At 42.8% G+C, this 12,478-nt stretch carries 11 protein-coding genes; 5 read left to right on the forward strand and 6 right to left on the reverse strand.

What is annotated here, in order from left to right; translation table 11 throughout:
* Positions 1-25 precede the first annotated feature (25 nt).
* Positions 26-1,399, reverse strand: coding sequence for a M23 family metallopeptidase (locus tag JHC35_RS06710; RefSeq protein ID WP_295043273.1), 1,374 nt, complete (start codon positions 1,397-1,399; stop codon positions 26-28).
* A gap of 79 nt (positions 1,400-1,478) precedes the next feature.
* Here JHC35_RS06710 and fbaA point away from each other — a divergent pair, with 79 nt between their 5' ends.
* Entirely contained in the window at positions 1,479-2,561 is a 1,083-nt protein-coding gene (fbaA, locus tag JHC35_RS06715; protein WP_295043276.1) for a class II fructose-bisphosphate aldolase, read from the forward strand.
* A gap of 76 nt (positions 2,562-2,637) precedes the next feature.
* Here the strand turns inward: fbaA and JHC35_RS06720 are convergent, their stop codons facing one another.
* The 3 genes from JHC35_RS06720 to JHC35_RS06730 form a co-directional block, all read right to left on the reverse strand.
* A complete protein-coding gene (locus tag JHC35_RS06720) occupies positions 2,638-3,480 on the reverse strand; it encodes a peptidyl-prolyl cis-trans isomerase (protein ID WP_295043279.1) in 843 nt (280 codons plus the stop codon).
* A gap of 92 nt (positions 3,481-3,572) precedes the next feature.
* A complete protein-coding gene (locus JHC35_RS06725) occupies positions 3,573-5,489 on the reverse strand; it encodes a response regulator (RefSeq protein WP_295043282.1) in 1,917 nt (638 codons plus the stop codon).
* 9 nt (positions 5,490-5,498) lie between these two features.
* Complete coding sequence (locus JHC35_RS06730; protein WP_295043284.1) at positions 5,499-7,439, reverse strand: response regulator; 1,941 nt, start codon at positions 7,437-7,439, stop codon at positions 5,499-5,501.
* Positions 7,440-7,550: 111 nt separating this feature from the next.
* On the opposite strand from JHC35_RS06730, the gene nth reads away from it, so the two are divergent.
* Positions 7,551-8,198: an endonuclease III gene (gene nth / locus JHC35_RS06735; protein WP_295043305.1), complete on the forward strand. Its 648-nt coding sequence runs from the start codon at positions 7,551-7,553 to the stop codon at positions 8,196-8,198.
* A 15-nt stretch (positions 8,199-8,213) separates the two neighbouring features.
* The gene (locus JHC35_RS06740) at positions 8,214-8,429 is read left to right on the forward strand and encodes a hypothetical protein (protein WP_295043287.1); all 216 of its coding nucleotides are present in this window, start codon (positions 8,214-8,216) and stop codon (positions 8,427-8,429) included.
* Positions 8,430-8,436: 7 nt separating this feature from the next.
* On the opposite strand, the gene cmoA is transcribed toward JHC35_RS06740, so the two are convergent.
* A complete protein-coding gene (gene cmoA, locus JHC35_RS06745) occupies positions 8,437-9,153 on the reverse strand; it encodes a carboxy-S-adenosyl-L-methionine synthase CmoA (RefSeq protein WP_295043290.1) in 717 nt (238 codons plus the stop codon).
* Positions 9,154-9,266: 113 nt separating this feature from the next.
* Complete coding sequence (pyk, locus tag JHC35_RS06750) at positions 9,267-10,763, reverse strand: pyruvate kinase (protein ID WP_295043293.1); 1,497 nt, start codon at positions 10,761-10,763, stop codon at positions 9,267-9,269.
* A 140-nt stretch (positions 10,764-10,903) separates the two neighbouring features.
* Here pyk and JHC35_RS06755 point away from each other — a divergent pair, with 140 nt between their 5' ends.
* Positions 10,904-11,560, forward strand: coding sequence for a hypothetical protein (locus tag JHC35_RS06755; protein WP_295043296.1), 657 nt, complete (start codon positions 10,904-10,906; stop codon positions 11,558-11,560).
* Positions 11,561-11,619: 59 nt separating this feature from the next.
* Positions 11,620-12,282 carry a hypothetical protein gene (locus JHC35_RS06760; protein WP_295043299.1) on the forward strand — a complete coding sequence of 221 codons (663 nt, stop codon included), beginning with the start codon at positions 11,620-11,622 and terminating at the stop codon, positions 12,280-12,282.
* Positions 12,283-12,478 lie beyond the last annotated feature (196 nt).

Below are 12,478 nucleotides of genomic sequence, written 5' to 3' on the forward strand. Positions count from 1 at the left end.
GCTCCTCTGTTATTATCAATGTCTATTATTGTACCGTATATCGATCACCTTTTTGCGGCAATGTAACGATTCCCTCTAAACTTTGCATTTTGACCGGTAAATTCATCGGTCGGCGCATCGATATCGGATCAACTTTGCTGACACTAAAATGGAGATGCGGACCGCTGCTATTACCCGTATTACCCGAATAACCGATCAAATCTCCTTTGAGAACTTTTTGACCGATTTGAACAGCGGCACCCCCCTGTTTCAAATGGTAATAGTTACCCATCGTTCCGTCACTGTGTTCAATAATAACATAATTGGCATATTGGCGGTATTCTGCTCCGACACCGCCGAAATTATTGCTCCCCTCTGCACCCACAACAATCCCCTCACGCGCCGCATAGATAGGTGTCCCGACCGGGACAGGAAAATCAACCGCATAGGCGGAAAGCCCTTTATGGGTAAATTCTCCATTATACCCTTGCGAGACACTGACACACGCACCTTTTGCAAAAGGGAGTCTATAGAGGTAACTGTCCTTATGTACCGCAAATGCCGATCCTCGGACCCATCCATACGATGAGCGATAGTTCACCGGAGACTCCGATGATATGCGGGATAATTCCAAGACCCGTTTTTTACTCCGTCCGGGGATCTCGATAAACAACGGAATTTTTCCGGAAGCTTTGAGATTGTTCAGATATTCGAAATCGATACTCATGGTTACCGTATAAGGGTTTAAGTTTTCTGCTTCAAACTCAAACCCTCCCATTTTAGTTGATTCAGCACTCAAAATAACGCTGTTTCGTGAACCAATTTGGGCCAGTTTCTTTACGCTGGAAACTTCGGAGCGTTTAAGAATACGTAAATGTTCTTCATACGCTTGCTCTTGTTCAACAGCGATTTTGATACTTTTCTCTTCCAGCTCCTGCTGCTCACACAGTGCATCAATGCTTTGAATCGAATGGTGGGGATAATTTTTTTGATAAAAAGCGATCACCTCAGAACGGATACGGGGATGGTTCAGCGGATCGAGAGGGGCGGAAATCAACTCTTCAAAGCTCTTTTTATCACTATGTTCTATGGCAGAATTGAGCGATTTGCGATAGATCAAATCGATCGATTCTTTCACTTGAGACAGTTCGCGTAAATCTTTCAAATAGTTGCCTAAACGTTCATCATCGGCTTTATTCACACCGGAGAGCTCTTTGCCGACACTCAAGGTTGTCTCGAGTTTAGTCAAAAAACTGCGCAAAATCTGCTTGTTGGGCTCCATCACCGGTTTTTGACTCAGTTTTTCGATAGACGCTGTACTTTTTTGAAGCGGCTCAGAGAGGGTATTAAAAACAATAGGGGTGGAGGCGGCAAATACGATCCCATACCATACGACAAGGAAAATCCCTATACGACCCACCGCTTACCTCTTTTTATTTTAATTCTAACATTATTCCTCTAACGTTATAATATCGTCAATTTTAACAGTGGGGTAAACAATGTCCGTAAAAATCTTAGATGTAATGAAACCGGGAGTCCTCTTCGGTGATGATGTGCAAAAACTCTTTGAAATTGCAAAACAAGAGGGGTTTGCACTCCCAGCGGTCAATGTGGTCAATACCGACTCGATCAACGGTGTCCTCGAAGCGGCTAAACTGGTCAACTCTCCCGTTATCATCCAATTTTCCAACGGCGGTGCCAGCTATTTCGCGGGAAAAGGGCTCAGCAACACCGATGAAAAAGCGGCTATCGCCGGTGCGATCAGCGGAGCGATGCACGTTCATATGATGGCGGAAGCGTACGGCATCCCTGTTATTCTTCATACCGACCACGCGGCACGCAAACTCCTCCCGTGGATCGATGCGTTGCTCGATGCGGGTGAAAAACACTATGCACAATACGGCAAACCGCTTTTCAGCTCTCACATGCTTGACCTCTCCGAAGAGTCTCTCGAAGAAAACGTTGAAACGTGCGTAGCATACATGAAGCGCATGGATAAAATCGGGATGACATTGGAGATCGAACTCGGTGTTACCGGTGGTGAAGAAGACGGCGTCGATAACTCCAACATCGATAATGCCCTCCTCTACACTCAACCTGAAGATGTCGCGTATGCGTATGAAAAACTCAGCGCGGTGAGCAACCGATTCACCATCGCCGCATCGTTTGGAAACGTCCACGGTGTTTATAAACCCGGAAATGTCGTCCTCACTCCGATCATCCTAAACAACTCCCAAAAATATATCCAAGAAAAATTTGCCACTGCTTCAGACAAGCCCGTTAACTTCGTATTCCACGGCGGTTCGGGCTCTACCCACGCCGAAATCCGCGAGGCGATTAGCTACGGCGTCATCAAAATGAATATCGATACCGATACCCAATGGGCAACATGGGAAGGGGTCAAAGATTATTATGAAAAATACAAAGATTACCTCCAAGGGCAAATCGGAAATCCTGAGGGTGAAGAAAAACCGAACAAAAAATACTACGACCCGCGCAAATGGCTCCGTTACGGACAAGTCGCCCTGGTCAACCGTGTCAAAGTAGCGTTTGAAGATTTGAACGCGATCGGTAGAAATTAATCTTAACTCAATATTTTAAAGTCAAAAATGGTGAGAAAATCCCGCAAGTGCGGGATATTTTTGAGGATAGAAAGAGTTATTTTGCGTAGACGATTTTTGCTTTAGCGCGGAGATCTGCCATTTTTTTCTCCATCGCCGCTTTGAATTTGTCCATTTTTAAACGTTGCTCAATAAAATTTTTCACTTCATCAAACCCGAGTTTTTTTGCCGGTTTTTTATCTTCGATATAGATAACATGGTACCCGAATTGGCTTTGAACCGGAGTCGACGAAATGGTCCCCTCTTTCATAGCAAATGCCGCATCATTAAACGACGGTACCATTTGCCCGCGAGGGAAATAACCGAGATCCCCTCCTTTTGCAGCACTCGGTCCAGTCGATTTTGATTTTGCCTGTGCGATGAATTCATTTCTGAGTTTATCACCGCTTAGCCCCTTCATGCTTTTGATGATCGCTTGCGCTTCAGATTCCGATTTGACCAAAATATGACGTGCGCGGATTTTTTCTTTATCGACGAACTCTTCTGGGTTAGCATCATAGTATGCTTTAACCTCTTTTGGATCGACTTTAATCGCTTCAAATTGTTGCTGTTCCCATACTTTTGCCGCCAATTGGACTTTTAAACGGCTCACAAGAGCTTCTAGCTCTTGTTTATACTCTTTTGTATCCAGTACACCGGTGCGTTGAGCATCATCATATACAAGCTCCTGCGCAATCATCCCTTCGATAATTCGCTGACGCAATTCATTTTGCTTCTCTGCGGGAAGCGTATCGAAACGCCCTTGCGTTCCTTCCATCAACACTTTATTCACTTCATCCGAGGTAATTTCATTACCATTAACCGTTGCCAAAACAGCTGCTGATGCACTTGTCGCACCCAACAATAATCCTAAAATCCAAGCGGCATAATATCGCTTCATTGCTATCCTTGTATTTCCTCTCACTCTAAGGGGAATTTTGATCTCGGCATTATAATACATTCGTCAGTATAGTATGCAAAAAACAATCAATATTAAACAAGATTTCCTTGTCGCTTTTGCTGTGCTATTTTAAGGTAACGCTCTATTGTCTGCAACAAGAAATGTTTGTCGATCGGTTTGGCCAAATGGGCATCAAGTCCGGCGGCGACAATACGCTCCCGATCTCCGATCAATGCATGTGCGGTGAGCGCGATTACCGGAATATATCCTCTGCCGTCACGCTTGTCAATCTCTTTGATCAAACGATTTGCCATCAAACCGTCCATTACAGGCATATCAATGTCCATCAATACCAAATCGAATTTCTCTTTCAGATACGCATCAACCGCTTTTTGTCCGTTATCAACGGCAATAACTCGATAATGCTCTTGAAGTAAGATTGTTTCCAAAAGTTTGAGATTGATCAGATTGTCTTCGGCAACCAAGATTTTAATATTATCCGGTTTAGGGACACTTTGAACTTCGACGGAGTGAGCGATATACTCTTTTGGCATCGTATTCCAAATTACTGCCAATGTTTTGTGGAGCGAACTCGGTAGAATCGGCAATACTACAATAGAGGGCACCGACTCGATAATAGCATCCGCTTGATCTCCGTAATCTTGCTTCATAATCGGAATGATCTGCAAACTCGGATAGGTCGATTTCAGCGCATCGATCTGAACAGGGGACAAATGGGGAACATCCAAGAATAAAACATCGCTTTCAAGCAAAGCAGGAGTGACCAAATCATGAATTGCTTTTGCTTCCACATGGAAAAGTTCCAAATATTTATACAGCAATGCACCTTGCGAGGTCAGATGATGTTCCGAGGTATAAATAGCGGCCCGAGTCCCCTCGATAAAGTCAAAAATTCCCTCTTCATTGATTTGATGAACAATCCGGAACGAAAATCGGGACCCTTTGCCACTCTCGGATGCGAGCATAAGATGCGAGTCCATCATATCGACATATTTATGGCTCAAGCTCAATCCGATACCTAAGCCGTCTCTTCCTTTACGCTGATTTTCCCATGCCGATGCAAACGGCCGCAGAAGAGTTTTGACCCGTTCATGTTCGATACCGATTCCCGTATCGCTTACCGCATATTCAATCTCGACAAAGTTACCTTCTTCTTTGACGATTAAAATTTCGACAAGAACGCTCCCGTCTTCTTCGGTAAATTTGATGCCGTTTTGGATCAAATTACGCAAAATTGCTAGAATTTTGTCCTGATCCCCGATAATGGTTTTCGGCAAATGCGGATCGATCAAGAACATAAGCCGAATGCCTTTAGAAAGGGCAAGATCACAAAATTGCATCGAGAAATTTTCATACACTTCCAGAGGGTTGAAAAGCCCCAAATTGGTATGGACGCTTCCGCTTTCGACCTGCATCAATTCCAAGAGGTTCTCGATGTTACGCATCATGGATTGAGCACTTCGACTCGTCATTTGGACGTATTCTTGTTGCCATGAACTCAGAGGAGAGTTTTTCAACAGATCGGTAAATCCGATAATCGCATTCATAGGGGTGCGGAATTCATGCGAAATATTGGTCAAAAATTTATTTTTGAAATGTTCAAAATAACGCTCAGCAGCACGTGCCCGCTCAATGATCGAGGTGTCTCGAAACACCACTCCGACAATAGGATTAGTATCTACTAAAAGAACTTCGGACTTTACGGCGACATCATACTCCATCCCGTCTGAACGAATTTTCCCCCGATACTCTCCCGATTTTGAGAGCAAATAAGGCATATTGACCCCCTGCGGGTCAAACCAACTCTCCAAATCTTGAACCTCATCCAGCGAAGAGAGATGCAAAAGCTCCAGCAACGCTTCATTACATCCGACGATTACACCGGACAATTCAGCATAAATCATCGGATCCGAGTGTAGATTGGCACACGAGGTCATCAAATCAATATGAGGCTCATGTTGTTCCAAAAATGTTTTAGAATAAATCATTTCATCTCCTTATACCTGCACATGTAAATATTTTTGAAGCACATATTCAAGCTTTTCGCGGGTCAAAGGTTTTGAAAGATAATCGTCCAATCCTCGACCTAAAATATATTCTCGATCCCCCTCCATGGCCAAAGCCGTCAATGCGATAATCGGCATTCGTTTCAACGAACGCTCCTCCGATTTGATCTCTTGGGTTGCCAAAATACCGTCTTTGATCGGCATATCGATATCCATAAAGACAATATCAAAAGTTTTTTCCCGACATACTTCAACCGCTTCATCACCGTCAGAAACCGCCACGACAGAAATACCATACTCTTTTAGCAATAGTTTGATCAAACGCTGATTGATAAGATTGTCTTCAACCACCAATGCATTGACCCCGCGTTGAATCTGAGGAGCAGCGACGGAAGCTGTTTGCGGGAGGTTAAATAGCACTCTCAAATGCTCTAATAAAGATGTCGGCAATAAAGGTTTTGATAACGATAAATCGACCACATGCAGCATTTTTGCCTGCAACCGCTCTTCATGTTCCAACAGCAAAACTGTTTTGCATTCTCGTTTTAATCTTGCAAGATTCATTGTCCATTCGCTTTTTTCCTGTGATCCGATTAAATAAACCGCCTCGGTGTCGTTAAAAATAGTATCTTCAATCGCTTGTATTTTTGTAACGCTCACACCGAAACTGCGCAGATAATTCGTCAAATGGTTTGCGTCATCGAGTTTTTTCTCATCGATCAAAACTACTTTGACATGATGGGCGTTAATCATCGGCATCGCTTGATCGGATGAGCCCTCAAGCGTCAGTGCAAAACTGAATGTCGAACCTTTTCCCTCGTCACTGGTAATTTTTAGCTCACCGCCCATCAGCAAAATCAATCCGTGTGAAAGACTAAGCCCGACTCCTAGACGGTTGTCAGCATGATCTCCTGACACAAACGGTCGAGTTACATTATTGAGTTCAGATTTACTAATCCCTTTTCCGGTATCTTTAACGCTGAATCCTATGTTGCAGGTTCCGGTCGTATTGCGTTTCAATAATTTGATCTCAACGGTAATACGCCCGCCCGATGGGGTAAACTTCAACGCATTATTGTACAGATTGTTCATAACCTGCTTGATTTTTCGAACATCTCCACTCACGTATGTGGGGAGTTTCGGATCAATAAAAAATTGCGCAACAACTCCTTTATCAAAGGCACTTACAACGGCACTGCGAGCCAGCTCTTCCATCTCTGAGACGATATTAAACTCACTGTTACTGACGTTTAAGCGACCATTTTGCATTTGAGCCAAATCAAGCAAATTCTCGATATTCGACATCAAATTGCGTGCCGAGCCTTGTACGGAACAAATATATTCCAATTGCGTTTCATTCAGTGAGGTTTTTGAAAGAAGATCGATAAATCCCAAGATCCCATTCATCGGTGTGCGAAATTCATGCCCTATATTGGCCAAAAATTTACTTTTAAGCTGTTCGACTTTGACCACTTCAGCTTTTAGATCAACCAATTTACTTTGATCTTCCAACCGAAGCAGATAGAGATCTTTGCCCCCCTCTTGCAAAAGAGTTGCCGTCGCAACCATCGTACGCATTTTCCCTAAAGGATCCATTATACTTACTCCATACCCGTTTGGGCAATGGGTTCGGATATAGTCTAACCAGCTTTTGTCGAATTCGGTAAATACCTCTTCGTCCTCATGATCAAAAAGTTCACGGATGCTCTCATGTTTGTTGCGGAGTTGTTCAATATTTTGAAGAGGTACCAGATCAAAAAAAGCTTTATTCGCCCCTATCCATCCGTTTTTTTTAGTAAAAAAAAGGATCGGATTTGTATCCGTATCCAATACTTTGTAAAAGAGTTCTTTATTTATAATTTGATCGTTTTCATCTGAAAAACGGTGCTTATCGCTTCCGAAAAAGTTACTGATAAAGCCAAAGAATCCCAATTTTTCCCCTTAAAATAACGATTTTGGACAAAAACCACTTATTATATCACAAAAAATATCTGATCTCTTTTTAAATGTTACAATACGCCAAAAAAAACGGAATTACAGATGATAAAAAAAGCAACCAAAAAAGAGATTGAATCGATTAAAAATGCTTTTTTAGTACGCTACAACAACGCAGTTACGGAACTTTCCTATTCAAACGCCTATGAGCTTGTCGTCGCGGTTGCCCTCTCAGCCCAATGCACCGACAAACGGGTCAATCTGATCACACCCGCATTGTTTGAAGCCTATCCGTCCCCTCAAGCACTGGCAAATGCCGATATAGAACACGTAAAATCTCTCATTCAAAGCTGTTCATTTTTCAATAACAAAGCAATCAATCTCATCGCTATGGCAAAACGGGTTGTCGAGGTCTATGGAGGAGATATCCCCCTCGATGAAAAGGAGTTGGTTACATTGGCGGGAGTGGGACAAAAAACGGCTCATGTCGTTTTAATCGAATACACACAGGCAAATCTGATGGCGGTTGACACCCATGTATTTCGTGTCAGTCATCGGCTGGGTTTGAGTGACGACCTCAGTGCAATCGCCACAGAAGAGACATTGGTCAAAAAATTTAAATCCGATCTGCATCAGCTCCATCAGGGGATGGTACTGTTCGGCCGCTACATCTGTACCGCTAAAAATCCAAAATGCGATACGGAGTGTTTTTTAACCCAATTTTGTAAAAGTAAGGATGGGTTTAAACCCAGATAAGATACAATAGGTCTCATGAAAAGATACATTCTATTACTTTTATTGCCGTTACTGTTTGCTGGATGTGTGAATAACCGAGGAATCAGTCTCAAATATTATAACGACTGTGAAGAGTATTATGACGTTCAGGGATATTATCACAAACAGTGTGATAAAAATATTCTCGATTATTCAGATGTAACCAACGCTTTAGAATCGAATGTAAATCCCAAATACGGAAGTGTTCGGTAACTGGGATTTATTTGATAGCAATAAACGTAGCGAAATTCGCCCATCGGAAAAGTACTTCGCAGCTCTTGAATCCGCTATTTTTTACCATTTGTATATTTTCATTCATCGTATAGGGGATCAAAACGTTTTCAAGCGCTTCACGTTTTTGAACGATCTCATATTCGCTGTATCCCTGCACTTTTTTGAAATCATAATAGCAATCAATCAGCTCTTTGTTCAGTTTCGGATCTTCGCTCACCACTTTTTCACTAAAGATAAAAATACCCCCGTCATTCAACGTATCGCTAATCGTCCGAACCAAGGTATCCCGAACCATCGGCCGAATGAACTGCAGCGTATAGGTACTAATAATCACTTGGGCTTTTTCATACGCGAATGTGAGAATGTCTCCTTCATACAATTCGATCTTTGAACCGTATGCTTCCACTTTTTTTCGGGCATGTTCAATCATGGCAGCAGAGTTGTCAATACCTATCAGACGAATATTTTCTCCATCCCCCATCGCACGTTCAATTTCAAGGAGTAACGAAGCAGTAGAGCATCCCAGATCATACACGATCCCTCCCTCATCAAGCGCGTTCAAGGCGAATCGGCGTGTCAATGATTGTGACTCTTTGTAAAAAGGGACGGAACGAACCAGCATGTCATCAAAAACGGCAGCAACATCCGCATCAAATTCAAATTGTTTGGAGATCGGTTTTGTAAAAAGAGTATCGGTTTTCATAAAAGGAATTGTAGCGTAAAGTAGAGAAGGTTTTGAGGGGCACCTATTTAGTGACGAAACAAAACGGGCGATGCCCCTCACCTGCTTGAGAAGCAATTTTTAGTCCAACCCCTCTAAAAAAGGGTTGCAACGGTATTTCGTTCGTTTCTCTTACCTTTTGAAGCGAGAGATTTGGTTTCACCGAAAAAGGTAATTTCATTTTCACGTAAAATACGGATGATATTCGTCGTCCCCGGCGTACCGATAGGATACCCCGCCGTGAAAATATAGGTATTATTTTTATCGATAATGTTTCGCTTTAATCCGCTTTGGATAATCTCCATCAGCATATCTTCGATGCGCCCTTTTTTGATGTGATAAGCCGGTACCACACCCCAAGCCAGTGTCAGCAATCGGGCTACTCTCTCTTCATGGGTTGCGGCATATATGGTCATTTTCGGACGGTATCGGGAGAGTTTTTTCGCCGATTGGCCTGAAGCCGTCATGGCAATAATCCCCTCCGCATTGAGGGAGTCTCCCAACCGCACTGCCGATTCATTGACCATATCCATCGCATCATCATAACCGAAATTAAATTTCTCATAGGGATAGATCTCTTCGATTGATCGGATCGTGTTCACCATTGTCTCGACAACCAATACCGGATTATGCCCTATTGCACTCTCTTCTGAGAGCATTACCGCATCCGTTCCATCCAGTACGGCATTCGCGACATCGCTGATTTCTGCCCGCGTCGCCGACTCTTTTTCTGTCATGGACAAGAGCATTTGGGTCGCGGTAATAACAGGTTTAGAATGGGAATTTGCCTTGTCAATCAACATTTTTTGAATCGTCGGAACTCGGTAATACGGAACTTCGATCCCCAAATCCCCGCGCGCGACCATTAACCCGTCCGAATGACGTAAAATTTCATCGATGTTCTCTACCGCATCAAACTTCTCGATTTTGGCGATGAGTTGAACATCTCCGCCGTATGAACGGACAACGTCACGGGCGTTGATCATATCCTGTGCGTTCTGAACAAACGAAATGGCCATAAAATCAATCCCGTTTTCAACGCCCCATTTCATGTCCGCCTTGTCTTTTTCGGTCAAAATTTCAATCCCTAAACGGGTATTCGGAAAATTGATCCCTTTATTGGAAGAGAGTTTTCCTTTGTTCTCAACGACCGAACGTACGTATTGCGTAGTAATCTCAACGATACGTGCCCGAATCAATCCGTCATACAAATAAATCGAATCTTCCGGTTTCAACATGCGTAAAATATCGTTTTGATTGACGGAAAGGCGATAATGATTGTCTCCGACTTTTTCACCGACACAACTCTCAAACTGAAAATCGAGTACATCTCCGCTTTCAAGATTAAACTCTTCTTTGAGTTTACCGACACGGATTTTTGGGCCGCTAATATCTTGCATAACTCCTACGATCAATCCGGTTTGACGCATGGCCGAACGGATATTTGCTAACACTTCCGAATGATATTCATGTGTACCGTGAGAAAAATTGAGACGAAAGACATTGACTCCGGCTTGGATCAAAGCCGCAAGGGTTGCAACATTATCCGATGCAGGACCGACGGTTGCTAAAATTTTAGTCCGTTTTTGCACAGTGCCCACCTTACTCAACTAATTGTTTTGGAAATAGTAACACACATTCATCGCAATACGGATACCAATCTGCCCAACTTTTAGTCCTTATCAGCTTTTTTAGACTACAATAGACGATTCATTGAAAAAGGCTATCCAAAATGGGCAAAAGAGCGATACAAACCGATATTGTTCTAATCGATATTATCGATTTTTCCCGATTAGGGATGGATATGCAATTGGAGATTATCTCCTATCTCTCTCTCACTTACAAAAAAATGATTCAAAAAATGCTCAAAGCATCAGGTATTTCGATGGAGCACATGCTTCAAGGAATAATCCCTACGGGTGATGGATTTTATTGCATTCTTCACCCATCTTTACGTGGTTTTGGTCCTATTCTTGGGCTCTCTTTTCTCCATTTTTCCGATTTCATTGCCAAAGAGTACTCCTATTTTAAAGGGATTCGAGTAGGAGTCCATACCGGAAAAGTTCACCGCTTTGACGATATTTTAGGGCATGAAAATTTTATCGGTGACGGGTTAAACGAATGTGCCCGCTACATAGAAAATAAAAATCTTGCAAACAGCAATACGGTCATCATCTCCGATAAAGCATTCTTGTCACTCGAACTCTTTTTAAAAAGCCATACCGACTACCAAGAACTCCTCGCGCAATGTGAATTCCGACACAGTTCTATCCATACATTTGAAGACAAGCATCACATTACCCACCATGGATATCTCATTTGGATGCGCAAAGGGGGAATCATCCCTCCTCCTCGCCCCACATGGCTTGCCTCCTCTAAAAAATCCTAATCACAGAAAAGCTTTTTTTCGATAAGATAACATCTACACACTATCCTTGAGGAGGATGTATGCGCTTTACGGTTGATGAATACGCTAAAACTTTTAAAATGTCCAAAGAGATGATTCAAAATAAACTTCGGACAAAACGTCTAAACTATATTATCGAGGGGGGAGTAACCTACATCATTGTTCCTCGCAGCTCATTAGATGAAGACAAACGCCGCGAACTAACCCAAACGGCCAAATCCGCTGCTGCTCCGGCACCTCAAAAAACAACCGTCGGCATGATTATCGCTTTGTACCAAAAAGAGAACCAACAACTTAAACTGAAAATCAAAGAGCTCGAAGCAAAAATCGACCGTTTGGTCAATGACAAAGAACAGATGTTGATTGCCGAGCGCGAGCGAATCGAAGAGATCTATACCGCCAAAGATGAACAGCTCAAAAACTTCTTTGAAGTGATCAATACCAAACTTCTCCTCTCCCAAGAGAATAAAGTACACGATGTGGATATCTCCGCAACCCCCATAACCGCTGCACCGCAAACCACCGGCAGTGGGATTATTGAGCTCAAACGGTATCTCAAGTTTATCGGTATGAGTTCGGATGAACGTAAAGCGGTCAGACGACGCTTTGAACTCGCATACGGCAGTGACGTCCGTGTTATCCAAAAAGAGGGAGAGTTTTACGTCGACCTCTCACGCTACGACTATACCGATTTTCTCTCTTAATCCATAAGGGCGCCTAGCCCTCTTTTTTTCCTTTTCCTCACCCTTTTAATCCATTCTTTCTCTAGATCTACATCCTCTATATTTCGCATCACATCCAATTCATTTTGCATCCTAACGTAATTTATTAGACAAATTTTTATACAGTTTATCGTATATTTCAAACATTTTAATTAGTTTTTTAATTGGAATACTTCTT

The sequence above is a fragment of the Sulfuricurvum sp. genome (assembly GCF_022759005.1).
Classification (GTDB): domain Bacteria; phylum Campylobacterota; class Campylobacteria; order Campylobacterales; family Sulfurimonadaceae; genus Sulfuricurvum.